General features: G+C 68.3%; 20 protein-coding genes and 3 tRNA genes. 8 read left to right on the plus strand and 15 right to left on the minus strand.

The annotated features are described in order from the left end of the window. Positions 1–91 precede the first annotated feature (91 nt). On the minus strand, positions 92–1,297 hold the full coding sequence (locus ACYQ77_RS01070) for a L,D-transpeptidase (RefSeq protein ID WP_459706486.1): 1,206 nt from the start codon (positions 1,295–1,297) through the stop codon (positions 92–94). Positions 1,298–1,656: 359 nt separating this feature from the next. On the opposite strand from ACYQ77_RS01070, the gene ACYQ77_RS01075 reads away from it, so the two are divergent. After that, the gene (locus tag ACYQ77_RS01075) at positions 1,657–1,860 is read left to right on the plus strand and encodes a cold-shock protein (RefSeq protein ID WP_133905397.1); all 204 of its coding nucleotides are present in this window, start codon (positions 1,657–1,659) and stop codon (positions 1,858–1,860) included. Positions 1,861–1,927: 67 nt separating this feature from the next. Here ACYQ77_RS01075 and ACYQ77_RS01080 read toward each other — a convergent pair whose 3' ends face one another. Further along, on the minus strand, positions 1,928–2,299 hold the full coding sequence (locus ACYQ77_RS01080) for a hypothetical protein (protein ID WP_459706488.1): 372 nt from the start codon (positions 2,297–2,299) through the stop codon (positions 1,928–1,930). Between the two features lie 415 nt (positions 2,300–2,714). After that, positions 2,715–2,927: a heavy-metal-associated domain-containing protein gene (locus ACYQ77_RS01085; RefSeq protein WP_459708078.1), complete on the minus strand. Its 213-nt coding sequence runs from the start codon at positions 2,925–2,927 to the stop codon at positions 2,715–2,717. A gap of 380 nt (positions 2,928–3,307) precedes the next feature. Between ACYQ77_RS01085 and ACYQ77_RS01090 the strand changes: the two genes are divergently transcribed. From ACYQ77_RS01090 to ACYQ77_RS01105, 4 genes are all read left to right on the plus strand, one after another. After that, positions 3,308–3,556: a hypothetical protein gene (locus ACYQ77_RS01090; protein ID WP_459706490.1), complete on the plus strand. Its 249-nt coding sequence runs from the start codon at positions 3,308–3,310 to the stop codon at positions 3,554–3,556. A gap of 104 nt (positions 3,557–3,660) precedes the next feature. Continuing rightward, positions 3,661–3,736: transfer RNA gene (locus tag ACYQ77_RS01095), tRNA-Glu, on the plus strand. A 192-nt stretch (positions 3,737–3,928) separates the two neighbouring features. Further along, positions 3,929–4,002: transfer RNA gene (locus ACYQ77_RS01100), tRNA-Asp, on the plus strand. 82 nt (positions 4,003–4,084) lie between these two features. Continuing rightward, positions 4,085–4,161: transfer RNA gene (locus ACYQ77_RS01105), tRNA-Phe, on the plus strand. A gap of 55 nt (positions 4,162–4,216) precedes the next feature. Here the strand turns inward: ACYQ77_RS01105 and ACYQ77_RS01110 are convergent. From ACYQ77_RS01110 to ACYQ77_RS01165, 12 genes are all read right to left on the minus strand, one after another. Then, positions 4,217–5,569, minus strand: a complete 1,353-nt coding sequence (locus ACYQ77_RS01110; protein WP_459706492.1) for a tyrosine-type recombinase/integrase — start codon at positions 5,567–5,569, stop codon at positions 4,217–4,219. Then, complete coding sequence (locus ACYQ77_RS01115; protein WP_459706494.1) at positions 5,569–5,853, minus strand: helix-turn-helix domain-containing protein; 285 nt, start codon at positions 5,851–5,853, stop codon at positions 5,569–5,571. Before ACYQ77_RS01115 ends, ACYQ77_RS01110 begins: the two co-directional genes overlap by 1 nt. A gap of 59 nt (positions 5,854–5,912) precedes the next feature. Then, positions 5,913–6,971, minus strand: a complete 1,059-nt coding sequence (locus ACYQ77_RS01120; protein WP_459706496.1) for an AAA family ATPase — start codon at positions 6,969–6,971, stop codon at positions 5,913–5,915. Next, positions 6,968–7,942 (minus strand): bifunctional DNA primase/polymerase, encoded by a 975-nt coding sequence (locus ACYQ77_RS01125; RefSeq protein ID WP_459706498.1) that lies wholly within the window; start codon positions 7,940–7,942, stop codon positions 6,968–6,970. Before ACYQ77_RS01125 ends, ACYQ77_RS01120 begins: the two co-directional genes overlap by 4 nt. 246 nt (positions 7,943–8,188) lie before the next feature. Further along, positions 8,189–10,474, minus strand: a complete 2,286-nt coding sequence (locus ACYQ77_RS01130) for a zonular occludens toxin domain-containing protein (protein WP_459706500.1) — start codon at positions 10,472–10,474, stop codon at positions 8,189–8,191. Between the two features lie 14 nt (positions 10,475–10,488). After that, positions 10,489–11,757: a hypothetical protein gene (locus ACYQ77_RS01135; protein ID WP_459706501.1), complete on the minus strand. Its 1,269-nt coding sequence runs from the start codon at positions 11,755–11,757 to the stop codon at positions 10,489–10,491. Beyond that, positions 11,754–12,143: a hypothetical protein gene (locus ACYQ77_RS01140; RefSeq protein ID WP_459706503.1), complete on the minus strand. Its 390-nt coding sequence runs from the start codon at positions 12,141–12,143 to the stop codon at positions 11,754–11,756. The genes ACYQ77_RS01135 and ACYQ77_RS01140 overlap by 4 nt, the downstream gene beginning before the upstream one ends. Beyond that, positions 12,143–12,358 (minus strand): hypothetical protein, encoded by a 216-nt coding sequence (locus ACYQ77_RS01145; protein ID WP_459706505.1) that lies wholly within the window; start codon positions 12,356–12,358, stop codon positions 12,143–12,145. Before ACYQ77_RS01145 ends, ACYQ77_RS01140 begins: the two co-directional genes overlap by 1 nt. Beyond that, complete coding sequence (locus ACYQ77_RS01150) at positions 12,355–12,795, minus strand: NUDIX domain-containing protein (protein WP_459706507.1); 441 nt, start codon at positions 12,793–12,795, stop codon at positions 12,355–12,357. The genes ACYQ77_RS01145 and ACYQ77_RS01150 overlap by 4 nt, the downstream gene beginning before the upstream one ends. 104 nt (positions 12,796–12,899) lie before the next feature. After that, a complete protein-coding gene (locus ACYQ77_RS01155) occupies positions 12,900–13,292 on the minus strand; it encodes a hypothetical protein (protein WP_459706509.1) in 393 nt (130 codons plus the stop codon). Positions 13,293–13,412: 120 nt separating this feature from the next. Beyond that, positions 13,413–13,709, minus strand: coding sequence for a hypothetical protein (locus ACYQ77_RS01160; RefSeq protein WP_459706511.1), 297 nt, complete (start codon positions 13,707–13,709; stop codon positions 13,413–13,415). Between the two features lie 178 nt (positions 13,710–13,887). Beyond that, a complete protein-coding gene (locus ACYQ77_RS01165; protein ID WP_459706513.1) occupies positions 13,888–14,127 on the minus strand; it encodes a hypothetical protein in 240 nt (79 codons plus the stop codon). 118 nt (positions 14,128–14,245) lie between these two features. Between ACYQ77_RS01165 and ACYQ77_RS01170 the strand changes: the two genes are divergently transcribed. The 3 genes from ACYQ77_RS01170 (at position 14,246) to ACYQ77_RS01180 (ending at position 16,087) form a co-directional block, all read left to right on the plus strand. Continuing rightward, positions 14,246–15,001: a GntR family transcriptional regulator gene (locus ACYQ77_RS01170; RefSeq protein ID WP_459706515.1), complete on the plus strand. Its 756-nt coding sequence runs from the start codon at positions 14,246–14,248 to the stop codon at positions 14,999–15,001. After that, positions 14,998–15,537 (plus strand): GNAT family N-acetyltransferase, encoded by a 540-nt coding sequence (locus ACYQ77_RS01175; protein ID WP_459706517.1) that lies wholly within the window; start codon positions 14,998–15,000, stop codon positions 15,535–15,537. Before ACYQ77_RS01170 ends, ACYQ77_RS01175 begins: the two co-directional genes overlap by 4 nt. Positions 15,538–15,820: 283 nt before the next feature. Next, positions 15,821–16,087, plus strand: a complete 267-nt coding sequence (locus tag ACYQ77_RS01180) for a GntR family transcriptional regulator (protein ID WP_459706519.1) — start codon at positions 15,821–15,823, stop codon at positions 16,085–16,087. The last annotated feature ends 159 nt before the right edge of the window (positions 16,088–16,246 follow it).

Genomic DNA, 16,246 nt, shown 5'->3' on the forward strand with positions numbered 1-16,246 from the left:
GCGGGAAGGGGATGGCCCGGACACGGGGGAACACCCTAAGCGAAGAACCCGGCCCGGGAGCAATACTCCGGACCGGGTTCTTCCCGCGGGCTCAGACGGCGGACTTGCCCAGCCACTGGTCCCAGGTGAGGGCCCAGTCGTAGTAGTCGCCGTCCTCGGGGCCGAGCTGCTGGGTGCTGCCGGTGATCTCGACCGGGTCACCGGTCATCGCGCTGTCGAAGTAGATCTTGGCGTTGGCCGGGGCCAGGTTGGCGCAGCCGTGGGACACGTTCTGCTTGCCCTGGGCCCACATCGAGGGGGCGTACCCGTGGATGAACTCGCCGTTGTTCGAGATGCGCACCGCCCACGGCACGACCACGTTCTCGTAGTCGTACTTCGGGTTGGTCATCGCGTACGACTCGTGCTTCGACATCACCACGTGGGTGCCGCTGTTCGTGACGCGGCCCGGGTCCTCCTCCAGCCCGTAGCTCGCCGGGAAGTCGGCGACCTGCTTGCCGTCGCGGATGACCACGAGGCGGTGGGTCTGGGTGTTGGCCTTCACGATCTGGGCGCGGCCGATGGTGAAGTGCGCGGTCCGGTCCTCGGCGCCGTACACCCCGTCGCCGAACGACAGGCCGTACAGCTTTGCGTCCAGGTTCACCTGCGTGCCGGGCGCCCAGTACGTCTTGGGCCGCCAGTGCGCGCTGCGGTCGTCGAGCCAGGCCCACGCGCCCTCGGTCGGCACGGACGTGGTGACCGTCATGGCCTTCTGGACCGCGGCCTTGTCGGTCACGGGGCTGTCGAACCGCACGACGATCGGCATGGCGACGCCGTAGGTCTTGCCGTCACCCACGTTCAGCGACGCGTCGACCGTCCCCGCCGGGGTGACGGTGGTGAAGGAGCCCGAGATCGGCGCCGTCTCGCCGTCCGTCCCCTTCGCGGTGCCCGACCACGTGTACGTCTTGCCGTACCCGAGCGGCTCCCCGACCGTCCAGGACGTCTTGTCCGCCGACAGCCGGCCGGCGACCTTCTTGCCCGCCGGGTTGGTGAGGGTCAGCGCCTCGATCGTGCCGTCGGCGACCGTGACCCGCACCGGCGCGACCGGGGAGACGTCCGTCGCGCCGGACGCCGGCGCCAGCGTCACCTTCGCGGGCGGCTTGGGCGCCGCCTGCTGTTCCGGCGTCTCCGAGGACGTCGTGCCGCCGCCGGAAGCGTCCGCCGGGTCGTTCCCGGTGCTGCAGGCCGTCAACCCCAGTACGGCCACGATCCCCATCGCGACACAGGCTCTCGGCACCCACCGAGACGACCGCTCACCCATTGATTCCCCCTGTTCACGCCGCAGCGTCGTGCTCACACCTGTTTCGACGCCTTTGAGTGGATCTGCGTTGGCTCGATAGCGTGTGATGCAGATCACGCGGGTTCGCCCGCCCGTAGCCAGCGGCGATCGATTGGCGGGTGTAATCAACCGTGTGCAAGTAGTAGTGCTGCGGGTGTTCGTCGCGCTACGCTCTGCCGCGCAGGCCGTTAGTAGTTTCTGTGTTCGTGCTTTACACGCTCGCGGAACGACAAACGCGGGCGTGCCGCTTGTCCGGCGGGAAACCGGCGGAGGAACGCCCGAGTGGGCTGCCGGGGTTGCACGGTGTAACCCCATGCTGATCCTGCGATGGAGGCAGGCGGATGGCACAGGGCACTGTGAAGTGGTTCAACTCCGAGAAGGGCTTCGGCTTCATCGCCGTCGACGAGGGCGGCGACGACGTCTTCGTGCACTACTCGGAGATCCAGGGCAAGGGCTTCCGCACTCTGGAAGAGAACCAGCGTGTCGAGTTCGAGGTCGGGCAGGGCACGAAGGGCCCCCAGGCGACGAACGTGCGCGCACTGTAGGTAGCTCAGCGGCGAAGGGCCCCGGTCGGGTGCGACCGGGGCCCTTCGTGTTGTTGTCCGAGGTTGCTCAGTAGTGGTTGTTGTCGGGGCTTGCGCTCGGCCAGCGCCGGTTGTCGAGCTGCTGGGCCTCCCACTCGAGGCGCTGCATGACCCACTCCTGGGCGAGCGCGAGCGGCGAGGTCTGGTTGTGTGCCGCGATCTCACGCAGCTGCTCGTTCGCCATCAGCGACAGGCGCAGCTGGTAGACCTGCGACCCACCGAAGCGACGGCCAGAGCCGGTCGACTCCGGGTCGCCCTCGGGGGAGAGAGCGGCCAGGTACGACTCGAGTTCGTGGTCCGGCAGGGCCTCGCCCTGCTCCACCTCGGTGCGATGGCGCCCGGCGTCGGCACGCTCTGCCGCCGCCTTGGCGCTTGGTCGACTACGTCCGGTGAAAAGCACCAGAGGAGGATAACGAACAGATTGCGGTCTCACCAGCAAAGCAACCCAAATCACGGGTAAGGGTTGCGTCACTCTGGGTATTTGTGCTGCGCAAACCGGGTGCGGACATGGAGAGGCCCCCGCGCCAGGGGGAGGAACGCGGGGGCCGGAGGGGATCTCCACAGGCGCTGACCGGGGGTGTGTCAGCGAGTCGATTGTTGCACGCGCACGCGCCTCGTGGGAGAGGGCGAAGGTGAAAAAATCTAGGGAACTATTCACCTGGTGTTCGCCACGACGCTCAACTCTCCACCCAGCGACGTCGTGACCAGCGGGGACGCCGACCCCGCCGGGGCCGGAGCTCCGCTATGGGCGAGGTTCCCCGGTTTCTTGTGGACCGATCCCGTGGTGTGGCGTCAAACGTTTCAGCGACGCCGGTTCACTCGGTCAGGCGGTGTCCCGCCGTGGCGAGGGCCGCTGCCACGCGGGGGCGGCTCAGCTCGTCGGCGCTCGTGACCGTGACGGCGCCCGTGGACAGGTTCACGGCGACGTCCGTGACGGTGTCGAGCCCCGACAGCTCCTCGGTCACCGAGGCGGCGCAGTGGTCGCAGGTCATGCCGGCGACCCGGTACACGTTGTAGATCGTGTGCATCGGCACTGGTCTCAGGCTTCCTTTCTCGTACGGCCTCCCCACTTAGGCTTCGACCCTCGACACGCCGCGCTTGAGGGATCATGTGTCCCCCACATGGGTCGCCTTGTCCGAAATGCCGTTACTGCTGGTCGCGGGCGGATCGATCGGGGTACCTCGACCAGCGCGCCCACTCAGACAACGTGGCCGGCTCGTGACCGGTGATCGGATGCGGCCATTCGAGTGACCGCGCCCGGCCCGCGAGCAACCGCGCCCGCCGTGCGACCCCCCACCGCATCGGCCACGACTACTATCCGTGGGGGCCGGATTCACTCCTCGGGGGGCTGTGGTAGGGGCCCCGCGTCTCATAGATTTCCCCGAAACCTGATGGTCGGGGAGGCGACATGAGCGGACCGGTCGAAGTTCGTGACTTCCTGCTGCAGCACGAGACGAGCAACAGCAGCCTCAACTTCGGAAATGGCAGCGTGCCGGCCCAGCGAACCGGCGAGACCTCACGCGTGACGGACGAGCAGGTGCGCCGCGCGCAGCTCGCCGTGGCCTTCGGGTCGCGCGACGTCGAGGACTGCCGCGAACTGCTGGACATGCTGGGCCTCGTGCCCGGAGAGGATGGCATCCCACCGGTGCGCCGCTGATCGACGCGGGTGGTGTCGTAGCAGGTCGAAGGGTGTTCGCATACCCGCTTGGTCGGGGCCCGCGCGTGTCATATAGTTTCGGTGCTCCAAAGCGGGCAGCCCGGGCTCCCATCGTCTAGCGGCCTAGGACTCCGCCCTTTCAAGGCGGCAGCGCGGGTTCGAATCCCGTTGGGAGCACCACCTGGCCTCTCGAGCAGGCCTCCCGAACCACAGAAGACGGTCGACCGGTGATCACCGGTCGACCGTCTTTTTGCATGTGGTGCGGCCGGAAGCCGGCGATCCCCACCCCCGGGAAACGGCCCCGCGGCGTCTGCTAGAGTTCCTCACGTCGCTCCGGAGGTGCTGATCAGACCTGCACGGAGCAGCTTGCAAGGCCCTGTGGCGCAGTTGGTTAGCGCGTCGCCCTGTCACGGCGAAGGTCGCGGGTTCGAGTCCCGTCAGGGTCGCGGAAGTTCCGAGAGATCTCGGAACTTCTGATCCCAGCGTGGTCCCTGCCTTGGTTGGGTGGTGGGCCACTTTGGTGTTTCTGGCCAGGTAGCTCAGTTGGTATGAGCGACCGCCTGAAAAGCGGTAGGTCGGCGGTTCGATCCCGCCCCTGGCCACCAGCGCAAACAGCCCCCGGCGAAGATCACCGGGGGCTGTCGGGTCTCATTTAGGGTCTCAGTTGCCCTCCCAGAGGAAGCTGTTGAGCCGTCTCGCGATGTTGCCGCGCAGGACCGCCGTGACGTGCTGGTAGCGCTTCGCCATGCTGCTGTTCGACCAGCCCATGAACTCCATGACGGCCCGCTCAGGCACCTCCAAGAGCAGCAGCACCGTGGCCGCGGTGTGCCGGGCGTCGTGCAGCCGGGCGTTTCTCACGCCAGCGTCGGCGAGCAGGGCCTTCCACTCGTCCATGTCCCGCCGTGGGTCGATCGCGCGCCCGTTCGGCTGAGCGAACATCCAGCCTTCGTCGGCCCACAGGTCGGCGGCGCGTTCCCGTTCGCGTTCCTGCTCCGCGCGGTGCTTCTCCAGCAGGTCGTAGAGCTGGTCTGGAAGCACGATCCCGCGCTTTCCGGCGCGCGACTTCACGTCGACCTCGACCAGGCCACCTCCGTGCCGCTGGGGGCACCAGCGAGCGTGACTGGTGCAGTCCGGCGGGCACGGTGGCGGGCACGGCTTGCGCTTGTGCCGTTTGCAGGTCTCCCGGCACGGCCTCGTCTTGTGGTACTTCGCGCCACATGCGTGCGGGTCGTCGCAGCCGTGCTCCCACGTGTGCCGTTGGAGCTGCTTGGTGATCCGCAGCGTCTTGGTCTTCGGGTCCAGCCGGTCCCACTTCAGCCCGATGGACTCGCCCTGGCGGGTGCCGAGCGCGAGCGCCAGCACGAAACGCGCCCCGTTGCGGCGTTCGAGCGCGGCCTTGATCAGGCGCTGGATTTCCTCGACCTCGAACGGCTCGATCTCCTCGTCATCGAGCCGCGGTGCCTTCGCCAGCGCGACGGGGTTCTTCATGATGACCTCGCGCCGGTACGCCTCGCCGAACGCTGTCCGTGCCGTGCGGTGTACCTGGTGCGCGGTGCCCGGCTTGCCGCCCGCCTTGAGAATCGCCGCGTACAGCCGCTCGAAGTGCTCCGGCTTGAGGCGGGTGTGGTCCATCTTGTGCTTTCCCAACGCGGGGATCAGGTGATGGTGTACTGCCGTGCGGTACGCGGCGTAAGCCTTCTTCTTCAACGACGGTCGCGCGATGTTCTCCAGCCAGTGCAACAGCCACTCTTCGACCGACATCGCCCGTCCGGCCTTGCGCACGTTCCCCGTGTCGCGGTCCTGTTCGAGCTTGCGCACGGCTTCGCGGACCTCGTTGTACGCCTTCGTGTCGTCCTCGCCGGTGGCCTTGCGCTTGACGTGCCGCCGGTCCGGCAGGCCGTTGTCCTTCACGCCCACAGTGACGCGGCCGTGCCAACAGCCGTCGTACTCGCTGTAGTAGATCGTCGACGCGCCATTCGCGTTCCGGGTGCCCTTGCCTGTTGCCTTGGCCATCACGCGGCTCCCTTCGCTACGAGCTGGGCGGCGTACTCGCGGATTGCGTCGACGTGGACACGACGTAGCCGACCGATCTGCACCGACTCCAGTTCTCCGGTCCGCACGAGTCGCCACGCGAATGTCCGGCCGATACCGAGACGCTCCGCGGCTTCCTCAACCGTCAGGAGAATCCGCTGGGACGCGGGTTTCGTCGGCGCGGGCGTCGGCGGTGTCGCGGTGTGCTCGGTGATCACCTTCGCCAGCTGCGCGAGCAGGTCAGCAACGTTCGTCGCGGCGGTCATCTCGACCTGTTCTCCCCTCGTGTCAGAGTGACGGGTCCTTGTGGGTGTCACAGCAGGTGTCACAGCGGTTCTCCCTGGTCAGGGGGCATGGAGTGACTGAGTGACAGGTGTGACACTGGTGACGTGTCGCTGCTGGTGTCACTCGTTTCCGGCGGGAAGTAGGTCCCGCCGGGGGTCTTGCGGACCTGTCCGTCCTTGGCCATGCGGGCAAGGGTCTGGCGGACGGTGGCCGGGTTGGCGTTGACGATTTCGGCGAGCTGCTTGGGTGTGAGGCCGGGGTGCTCCCGTATGGTCCGGAGCAGGTCGGCCCGGGTGTCGCGCAGCTCGTAGTCCGCAGCAGGGCCGTCGAGCTTGGTCCACGCGCCGCTGTGCGGGTCGAAGTTCATGGCGTACTCGGCTTCTTCGACGTCGCGGCCGGTCACGTACAGCACGCCGTCAGCGCTGCCACGGGACCGCTTGAGCACCAACGTGGCGTCGGCGGCGCCGGTGAGGCCGTTGGTGCCGGACACGAGGTCTTGCCAGTCCTCGGCGCCCTGTTTGCGGACGTGGTGGATGAGCAGGAACGGCACGCTGTAGGTGTCGGCGAGGTTCTTGAATCGGGAGGCGGCGAGGTAGTCGGCGGAGTAGGCGGACGCGCCGGGCAGGGTCGCGCCGCGCATCTTCTCGAAGGTGTCGATGATGACCAGCCGCGCCGTGGGGTTGGCTTCCAGCCAGTCCACGATCACCGCGTCGCCACCGTTGGTCATGGTTGGGCAGGCGGTTTCCAGGGTGAGCAGCGGACTGGGTTTGCTGCCGCCCGCGTCGATCATCTGACGGCGGCGGCGCTGCAACCGGCGGCCGGTGTCCTCCAGCGCGCAGTACAGCACCGGGCCGCGCTCCACCTTGATCGCGCCGAGTGCGGGGTCACCGTTGGCGATGGCGGCCCCGAGCCCGAGGGACAGCCACGACTTGCCGAGTTTGGGTGGCCCGGCGAGCAGGTTGACTCCCTCGGAGAGCAGGCCGGGCACGGCCCACCGGGGTTCGGGGAAGTGCTCCTGGGCGAGTTCGGCGTCAGTCCACCGGGTCCGGCGTTCGGGGCGCGGCTTGACGGCGTGCAGCCGTGCGGGGGTGGCGCTCATGCCGCCACCCGCCGGGGCCGGACTGCGCCGTTACGGATCCCGGAGCGGATGGTTTGGCGCGCCTTCCGTTCGGTGAACGCGCCGGCCGCGATGTGCCGACCGGCCGCAGTCAGCAACGCGGCCTCCACGTCGGCGGCGGCCAGCTCGCCACCGGCCACGAGCTGCCCGAGGGCGAACGCGGCGGTGTAGAGGGTGTGGTTGCGTTCCCCGGATGCCGCGTTGGCGACCTTGCCTGCCTCCGCGCGGATGGCGGACTCGAGGTAGCGGGCGCGGCGGTCACGGCCGACCGTGACCGGCCGGGCCGGGGCCGTGGGCAGCGGTGGCGGTGCCAGGCGTTCGCACAGCCACGGGGGCAGCGGTGCGGGGTCCCGGTCGTTGGTGATCTCGTAGCGGTGACCGTCCACCACGCAACCGGGGGCGACGACGTGCCCGCCCCAGGCGCGGGTGTCCACTTTCCACCCCAGTCCGCGGCCACGGTCCCCGCTGGTGTTGCGGAGCCTGACCCCATGTGGCGCGCGGAAGTAGAGGTGGGTGCCGCCGCTGGGGGTGCGGACGGTGAAGGTGTCCCATGGCACGGGTTGCCTGGCCTGCTCGCAGACCGCGACGAACACGTCCAACCCGTCGTGGACACCGGGCAGGTTCCACACGTCCGGCCGGGGCTTGTCATCGGGCTTCGGGACGTCCAGGTCGATCACGAGGAGACCGGACGGGCCGGTCGCCACGGCGGTGTTCCACCGCCTGACCGTCCACGCGGCCTGATCCTGGGCGGAGAGGGCGACGGTGGCGCGCTGTTCGGGCGTGCGGTGGCCATCCCGACAGTCACCAGTGCGAGGGCACTGAGCCTCGCCGTGGATCGCGGGTTCCTTGCTGCCCGCACGGAGCGGGAACACGTGCCAGCCCCGAGCGGTGGCGGCGAGCGCGGCGGCGAGCAGGTCGGTGGTGTGGCTGGTGTTGCTGTGCTGAGTGGACATCTGGCTGTCTCCCTGTTGGCAGACTGTCACTGTGTGTGACGGCTGATGGGTAGGTGGTGCCGCAGCGGGTGAGGGAATGGGTAGGGAATCAGCGGGGGAATTCGCTGGCGGAGAGGGAGAATTCCCTTCCTGGCCGTAGGACGGCGTTCCCTAAGGTTGAGCTGCGGTTTCGTAGTCGAAGGGAACGAGGGAGGCGAGGGAGAACCCGCCCGCGTGCGCGGGTTGCGGGCGGGTTTCTGGCCTCGGTTACGCGTTCCCTCCCTCGCGGCCGGCATCGCGCTCGGCGAGGGCAGCGTGAACACGGTCGGTGAACACCATGAGGACACCCACCTTGGTGACCTTGCAGCCGTGGTCGGCGAGCTGGTCACGCAGCGACTCGGCGGTGAGCGTCGCGTAGGGGCGGTGGTTGGGGGCGTGTTCGCGCAGACGGGCACACACGTCGGTGGCCTTGACCTTGTCCTCACCGGGTGCGAGGACGGCGGCGACGTCGGCGAGCAGGTCCCGCTGCTCCGGCTCGGCGAGGGCCAGGCGGCGGGTGCGTCCGCCGCGCAGTTCCAGGCCACGGGCGACGATCGCGGCTTTCTGCTGGTCGGTGAGGTTGTAGGAGCGCAGCAGGCCGGGCTGGTCGGTGAACCCGACCGCGACGCAGGTGCCGACGTCGTTGAGTGCGACGACCTTGCCTGCCTTCTTCACGGCGGGCTTGAGTTCCAGCGCGGACAGCCCGTTCTCGTACGCCTTCTCCCCGAGGACGACGTTGTTGCGGGTCTTGTCGCCGATGGCGAAGCACGCCTTGTTCGTGGTGACCGCAACGAGGTCACGCGGCAGCGACTGGTCAGACGGGGTGGGGGTGGCGAAGCACAGCACGATCCCGTACTTGCGGGCGGCGGAGTAGAACCGGACGACCAGGTTGACCAGCTCGCGGCGGTCTTCGGGCTTGTCCTGCCGGAAGAAGGACTGGCACTCGTCGATCACCACGAACCGCGGCCGCAGCCGCTCGTCCGCCTCGGCGGCCTCGCGGGTGACGGAGTTGATGCCGTACTCACGCAGCAGGCGGCCACGCTCGGCGAGGCTGTCCTTGAGCTGGTGGATGTGGTCCATGCAGGCTTGGACGTTCTCGGCGGTGTCGCCCATCGAGATCACCGACGCGACCGGCCGCAGCCACTCGAAGTCGTTGTTCTCGGCGAAGCAGAACACGTCGATGTCCACCACGGGATCGAGCACGGCACCGGCCAGCTCGTTCTGGATCAGCGTGGACTTGCCCGACCCCATGATTCCGGCCTTGACGAAGTTGCGTTCGAACACCGGCGTGACGACCTCGTTCCAGCGGGCGTCGATCCCGACCGGGAACCCGGTCCAGAAGTCGGTCTGCGCACTGCTGATGTCGGCGAGTAGCGGGTAGTCCGGCACCGGCTCACGCAGCGAGCCGGGGTCCAGGACCAGCGCTTTCATCGCCATCGGGTCGGACTCCTCGACCTCCACCCACACTTCTTCCGGGCGGCGGCCCAGGTTGTGCGCCAGCACCGACTTACGCGCGTTGATGCTGGTCGCCGGGACGCCACCGGGCAGCCGCAACGCGAACTCCCACCCGTGCCCGACCGGCAGCGGCGGCTGCACCCAGGTGGGCTGGACCGTGGAGCCCCAGCCCTCCTTGAACTTCTTGTTCAGCGCCGGGTGCCCGAGGTTGCGCAGCGCGTTCATGATCACGCTTTCGTCGACGGCGAGATCGGTCCGCGCGGTCTCGGCAGTGCGGGCCTGCAACCACTCCGGCACGTCACCATGCCGCCGACCCTGGCTGTACAGGTAGAAATAGGTCGCGGCGGTGCCGCCGATCAGCATGAACACGCTGTAGGCGGTGACGAACCACACCGCGAACGCGATCGCATCCAGCACCGCAGAAATCGGGCCGATCACATCGGCCAGGTCGCCGGTGTTGATAGCCGTGATCACGCCGATGACCAGCAAGAACAGCGAGAACCCGACGACCGCGAGCGTGCCGTACTTGATCCACAACCACGGGTTGAGGAACCGCATCCAGTCCATGACCCGGCGGTGGCGACGGTCCTTCTCCGCCACGTCGGCTTCCTGCCAGTACCGCAACGCTTCCTGGTCACCGGCCATCTCCGCCGCCCGCATCTGCCGCTCGTAACGGCCAACCCCGTGCGCGTCGCGCCAGCGCCGCCACACCACACCCATCCCGGCGACCGGGTAGGCGAGCACGTGCCGCGCCAGCGTCTTCGTGCGCTGGTGCGTGACCACCGTGCGCGCGCCCTTGTAGACGGTCACCACGTCCTGGCGGTAACCCTTCCACCGGGCCAGGGCCAGCGCCTTCTGGCGCTCGTTGTACTCCCGCGCGGTCAGGACCTCGCCTTCCAGGATCGGCCCGGCGGGCTCGATCGCGTGCTGTTCGACGGGCTCGATCTCCCTATGGTCGTCAGGGCGGTCGGCGCGGCGGGCGGGCAGGTAGCGCACGTTCGACACCTCCCCGTTCTCGTCGGTCCGGTCGTCGGGCTGGTTGGTGTGCTGGTTGGTCATCTCGTCCCCCTCGATCAGTGGTCGTCGCGGTAGCTGTCGCGCAGCGCGCGGGCACGCTCCGGGGAGCAGCGCAGCGCCTTGCGGATCGACTCCGCCGAGAGCGGGTTCACCGACGTGGGGTCGGCCTCGATCCGTGCCGCCAGCTCGGCGCGCAGGTCCTCGATCGACCGGCGTTCCGGCGCGATCCGCTTCGCCTTCCGGCGAGACGTGCGGGCAGGCTTGCTGCCTCGATCCGTGCCCCGATCGATCGGGGTCGATTCCTGCTGGTCACCGCCGGTTTCCGGGCCAGTCTCCGGGGCCGGGTCCAGCGTGCCGATCCCGCCGCCGGTCGCGTTGTGCGTCGGACCCGTGGTCGGGCCGGGGTAGGGGTCGACGGTGGCGAGCAGCCGCGCCAGTTCCCGATCCATCTCGTCCCACTCGCCCTCGATCGCGGGGTCAACGGGCAGGCCGGGGACGGCGGCGGTCTCCAGGCGCACCCGTCGCCCGATCCGCAGCCACCGCGCCAGGCGAGGCGGGGTGAGCTGATAGTGGCCGGGCTGGAACACCAGCCGCGCCTGCCCTTGCTCGTCGATCCGGGCGACGGCCGCGCGTACGGCCGCCTGCCGTACGGCGGTGACCTTCGCGGCGGCCTGCCGCTCGATCCGCGCCGCGTCCCGCTCCGCGCGACCCCGCCGGGGTGCGGCGGTCACGAGCTGGTGCGCCATCACGCCGGCCACACTCGCGGTCGCCATCACCAGCCCCGCGGACAGACCGGGGCCGGTGAGGCCGTGCAGGAAGTTCAGCGCGGCGGCCACGGTCGCGAACGACCACACCCCCAGCTGGAGCGCCCACACCGGCCGGTCCTGCCCGTCGCGCTCCGAGCGGGTGCGGGCCACGTGGACGGCGAACGCGAACGCCCACATCCCCAGCTCGGTGATGACCGGTAGCGCGTACCCGGCGGCGGTGCCGTACACCTCGTGCCCGAACGTCGCCATGGCCGGGATCGCCATCACCGCCGACACCACCGCCAGCGGGTAGATCAGCAGGTCCACGGTGTGCGCGGACGCCCAGCCGCGCAGGGCGGCCCACCGCGCCTTGCGGTCGGCCTCGCGCTGCTTCTTCTCCGCCAGCCGCTCGGCACGCTGCGCGGCGGCCAGCTCGGCACGCTGCGCCCGGTCCGCGGCCACCGCCTCAACCTGCGTGCGGGACCGGATCGCCTCCACCTGCGCAGCCGCGATCGCGTCCTGGCGGGCCTGCTCCGCCTGCGCGGCCTGGTTGAGCCTGCGCTGTTCCTGCCAGTTCACCGCGCACCACCTTCCGCACGCTTGCTGTCCACACCCGACACCGGCGCATCCGACACCGGGCGGTCCTCGCCGGACTCACGCCCGCTGTCCTCACCGGACACGTCTTCACCGGACTTGAGGGCGGGCAGGTCACGACCGGCCTTGATCGCGGCCTGGTCCCGCGCGGTCTTCGCCGCGCGCACCGTCCACCCGGCACCGACCACACCGGACACCAGCCATGCCCACGGCGTCATTCCCGTTGCCAGCACGGGAACCGTGACCCCGAGCAGCTCCGGCGTGTGCCACCCCAGCCACGACGCGACCCGCGTCGCCCGGTCCGGCACGCCCGGCACCGGCTCACCCGGCTCCACTCGCCGCATCACCAGTTCCTTCCCGTTCTCGCTCATCACGCCCCCTCCCCGGCGGAAGCCCTCGGCGCACCGGCACGGGACACCACACCCGTCACCGCGTTGTCCACACGCGACATCAGCGCTTCCAGGAACACCACCAACAGCCGCACCGGCATCCGCATCAGAACCAGCAGCACGAACACCAGCAACGCGCCCACGAACTTCACCAGCGCCCACGTCCCGAACTGGGCCAGCACATCCGACGCGCTCACCGGGCCACCCCCAACGCGTAGGCATCGCGCAGGATGACCGCGTGGTCGAACGCCAGCGCACCCGCGCGCAGCTCGCCGACCGGCACCCACATCGCCGCAGCGGCGTCGTCCCCGGCGGTCGGTGCGGCCAGGCCGGGCAGGATGGCGGTGAACGCCTCCGACACCACCAGGCCGCGCGGGTCCCGGCCGGGCTCGCCGTACCGGCCCACGCGTGTCATCCGCTCCGGCGCGCACAGCCCGGTTTCCTCGGCCAGCTCCCGGCGCGCGGCCTGCTCGCTGGTCTCACCGGGGTCGAGGTAGCCGCCGGGCAGCGCCCAGCACCCCTTGAAGGGCTCCCACCCGCGCTTGATCAGCAGCACGTGCAGCACACCGGACGCGTCGAACGCGAACAGCACCACATCGGCGGTGTCCGGGGCCGGGGTTTCCAGGTCTAGCATGGCTTTCTCTCCACTTCCTTGCAGGTGGTTGGGAGCCCCGGTCTGGCGCGCGTTCTTGGCCGAGTGAGCGCCAGGCCGGGTGAACTCGGATTCCCATGCGTTGCTCATGGCCGCACCCCGTTCGCCGGACCCCACTCACGCAGCCACGCGGCCATCTGGTCGCGCGGGTCGTTCCACGACGTGGCCGGGTCCGCGTCGAACCCACGGGCCACCCGCACCGCAACAGCCTGGGAGTCGAACCTGGCCGGGAAGATGACCATGTGAGCGGCACTGACATAGGCCGGGGACCACCGCGACAGGTCGACCCGCACACCGGTCTCACCCACGACCGAGATCCGCGGAACCAGCGCCAGGTGACCGCCGACCGGCACGAACGGCACGGGGAACTCCACCGTGGTCCCGTCCCCGAGCGTGAGCGTGATCGTCGGCGCGGCAACGGCCACACCCTGCCGGTTCTGCTCGGTGACGTAGGCGTTCAACTTCAGAAACGTGCTCATGGCAGAGGCCCTTTCAGTTCTGGCCGTCGTGGCGCTTGCTGTTGGAGTTCCAGCACTTGTCGTTGAAGCAGTTGCCGTTCGCGTTGAGGTCGGACCCGCAGGTGCACTTGCCGTACTTGCTCACGCGACCACCAGCCCGACCTCGGCGAAGAACTCCGCCGCCGACTCCACGAACCGGTCAGCCGCGCCCAGCGCCACCGCCCGACGCGCTTCCAACACGTCCACGGAACCGGCGTCACGCATGGCGTAGGTGGCCTGCGCGGCTTCCCGCGCGGGTCCGGCCAGGGCGGGGGTGAGGATCGCGACCGTGGTCATCGGCGCGTTGATCGCCGACCGGGTGCCGTGCTGCACCGTCTCCAGCTCCGCCACGACCTGCGCGGGCTTGCCGGTCAGCTTCGCGTCCTCGCACTGCCACATCGCACGACGGTGATCCGCCAACGCACCCGACAACGCGGTCACCGCCGACAGCGCCTCACTCCGGCGAGCCTCACGACGGTTCTCCCGCCGCTCAGCACGCGCCCCACGCAACTGGGTCACGCTGGCCACCAGGCCACCGGCCAACGTCCCACCGACCGCAATCAGGCTGTCCCACATCTCAGGCCACCTCCCCGGCCGGGGAAGCGGTCTGCGGACGCATCGGGAGCGCACGCACCACCGCACCGATCGCGCGGCGAGTCGTCCGGCGCTCGCGACGCAGAACAGCGCTCCCGTCCAGCAGCGCCGACGTCGGCCGCGCCGAGGTAGCCCAGTGGCTCTCCATCTCGCTCAACAGGGCGTCGATCGCGTCGACCGTCAGGCCGTCCGGGTAGAAGCCCTTGCCCTCTTCGGGTGCCATGTCTTGCCCTTCGCTCGTTGGCCTATCTGGTGTACCTGTTGTAACAGGTGCACCAGAGATGTTGCAACAGGTATGCTCGACATGTCAACCGCCAACTCACCCGAGGAGCCGATGCCCGGTGACCACGTTGACTGACCAAATGGCTGCTGACCTGCGGGAACAGATCCGCTCAGGAGCCCTGAAACCGAACGATCTTCTTCCGTCGGAAGCCCAGCTCGGCGACAAGTACGGCGTCAGCCGCGTCACGGTGCGGCGAGCCCTGGACCGTCTCCAGCAAGAGGGGCTGATCGCGTCGCAGTCCGGCCGTGGCCGGTTCGTTCGCGAACAGCGCCCCATGGTCTACCGGCCGCAACAGGAGAATGAACCTCGAATTTCGTCCACCATGGACCGGTTCATGTCTTTCCTCTCAAAAGAAGGACGCAAGCCGTCGCAAACGATCGAAGTCAGTATCGAAGAGGCAAACGAGCTTGTAGCTAAGAGGTTTGGCGTCGAGGTTGGTACACCGGTTGTCGCGCGAAAGCGAGTGCGCAGCGTTGACGGCGAGCCATTCAATATTAATGACACTTACTACCTGCATGAGGTTGTAAAAGACACCGCGGTTATGAGCCCGGCCGATATTCCTCGGGGTTCGAATCGCGTTGTCGAGGACCTCATCGGAGATGAAGTGAGGGCTATCGATGAGTTTTACATCCGGATGCCGACGCCAGAGGAAGTGCAACGCCTCGGGCTAAGCCAGGGCACGCCCGTAGCAGTCCACTATGTAACGGGCTACACGGCAGAGGGCAAGGTTGTTCGTGTTGACGTGTTCGTCCTTCCCGGAGACCGGCACGTAATCCTCTACGAGCGTGTGCACCCGACGGGAGGGAAGAAGTGAAACCGGTGGCTATTCGGCGCGCAAAAAGCCGGAGCGATATCGACCTGGTCGCCGCAATGTGGATTCGCTCCGCGGCTTGGTTGCGGAGCAAGGGGTCCGACCAATGGCAGTATCCGGTCAAGATGGAGAACATAGAAGCCGCCGTGGCGGCTGAAGCATGTTGGCTGGCTCATCGGGATGGCACGCCAATCGGCACGATAACTCTCGACACGAACGCGGAACCGCAGTATTGGTACCCGGAGGATGAGCCAAGCAATGCGCTGTATGTACACAGAATGGTGGTCGAGGAAGCTGGGCGAGGAGAGGAGATCGGATCGGCGTTGCTCGACTGGGCAGGGGAGCGAGCTGAGGCAAGCGGACGTCGTTGGCTACGGCTCGACGCCTGGCGCTCGAATCAAGCTCTGCACCGGTACTACCAGGATCGCGGGTTCGAGCTGGTGCGCATCGTTCCCGACCCGAGCGGGTCGGGTGCATGCTTCCAGCGGCCGGCATCGGTTCGTCTCAGCTTGGGGCCGACCATTGTCGATGCTGTCTAGTTCACCTGTGGTGGTCCCACCGGCGATGATGGAGGGCTACATGTACAGCCATCACGTCTACAGCCCATGGCTCCCCGAACGGGTTGCGAGGCACGCGGGCGCACTCGAAGCCATTCAGCGGGCACACAAGCCATATCTCGCTGCCGTAGAGGACGCTGGGAGGCTCCCGAGTGAGGGGCACCCAGTCCGGTTCGTTGTTCGACATTACGTCAGCTTACGTCACTTGACGTCACGTGACGTATCTTACCGTTTTCGCAGGTGAGAGGATGTCTACTGTGGCCGCATGTCGTGGGACAACCGTGCTGACCGAATCGACCACGACGGGCCTGAGCTGGTGTGGGAGCAGGTGTACGCCGACCTGCTCGCAGACCTCGACAGCGGTGAGTTGCCTCCTGGCGCACGTCTGCCATCCGAGCAAGCCCTGGCCGACGACATCTACGGCGTGAGTCGCCCGACCGTGCGCAGGGCTATTGCTGCGCTGGTCGAACAGGGACGACTCAAGGTCGTGCACGGTCGCGGCACCTACGTCGCACAGAAGACCAGCGAGTAGGCAGCGGCGGAGTGGCGGGCGCACCTCGCCGGTGTCACACCTGTCGCTCTGTCACTGCACTCGGGCTGACCTGCGGATATCGGTGTGACAGTCGAGTGACACGTAGGTCTGGTGTCACTCTCCCACTCTCTCGTCCTGTCACAGCGTCACAGGACAGGC

The sequence above is a fragment of the Actinophytocola sp. KF-1 genome (assembly GCF_054661535.1).

Bases quoted from the DNA above. Each gene is read 5' to 3' on its own strand.
- ACYQ77_RS01110 (WP_459706492.1), bottom strand. From the start codon at position 5,569: ATGGCCAAGGCAACAGGCAAGGGCACCCGGAACGCGAATGGCGCGTCG.
- ACYQ77_RS01150 (WP_459706507.1), bottom strand. From the start codon at position 12,795: ATGCTAGACCTGGAAACCCCGGCCCCGGACACCGCCGATGTGGTGCTG.
- ACYQ77_RS01160 (WP_459706511.1), bottom strand. From the start codon at position 13,709: ATGTGGCAGTGCGAGGACGCGAAGCTGACCGGCAAGCCCGCGCAGGTC.
- ACYQ77_RS01125 (WP_459706498.1), bottom strand. From the start codon at position 7,942: ATGTCCACTCAGCACAGCAACACCAGCCACACCACCGACCTGCTCGCC.
- ACYQ77_RS01155 (WP_459706509.1), bottom strand. From the start codon at position 13,292: ATGAGCACGTTTCTGAAGTTGAACGCCTACGTCACCGAGCAGAACCGG.
- ACYQ77_RS01120 (WP_459706496.1), bottom strand. From the start codon at position 6,971: ATGAGCGCCACCCCCGCACGGCTGCACGCCGTCAAGCCGCGCCCCGAA.
- ACYQ77_RS01090 (WP_459706490.1), top strand. From the start codon at position 3,308: ATGAGCGGACCGGTCGAAGTTCGTGACTTCCTGCTGCAGCACGAGACG.
- ACYQ77_RS01075 (WP_133905397.1), top strand. From the start codon at position 1,657: ATGGCACAGGGCACTGTGAAGTGGTTCAACTCCGAGAAGGGCTTCGGC.
- ACYQ77_RS01180 (WP_459706519.1), top strand. From the start codon at position 15,821: ATGTCGTGGGACAACCGTGCTGACCGAATCGACCACGACGGGCCTGAG.
- ACYQ77_RS01130 (WP_459706500.1), bottom strand. From the start codon at position 10,474: ATGACCAACCAGCACACCAACCAGCCCGACGACCGGACCGACGAGAAC.
- ACYQ77_RS01140 (WP_459706503.1), bottom strand. From the start codon at position 12,143: ATGAGCGAGAACGGGAAGGAACTGGTGATGCGGCGAGTGGAGCCGGGT.
- ACYQ77_RS01085 (WP_459708078.1), bottom strand. From the start codon at position 2,927: ATGCACACGATCTACAACGTGTACCGGGTCGCCGGCATGACCTGCGAC.
- ACYQ77_RS01070 (WP_459706486.1), bottom strand. From the start codon at position 1,297: ATGGGTGAGCGGTCGTCTCGGTGGGTGCCGAGAGCCTGTGTCGCGATG.
- ACYQ77_RS01165 (WP_459706513.1), bottom strand. From the start codon at position 14,127: ATGGCACCCGAAGAGGGCAAGGGCTTCTACCCGGACGGCCTGACGGTC.
- ACYQ77_RS01115 (WP_459706494.1), bottom strand. From the start codon at position 5,853: ATGACCGCCGCGACGAACGTTGCTGACCTGCTCGCGCAGCTGGCGAAG.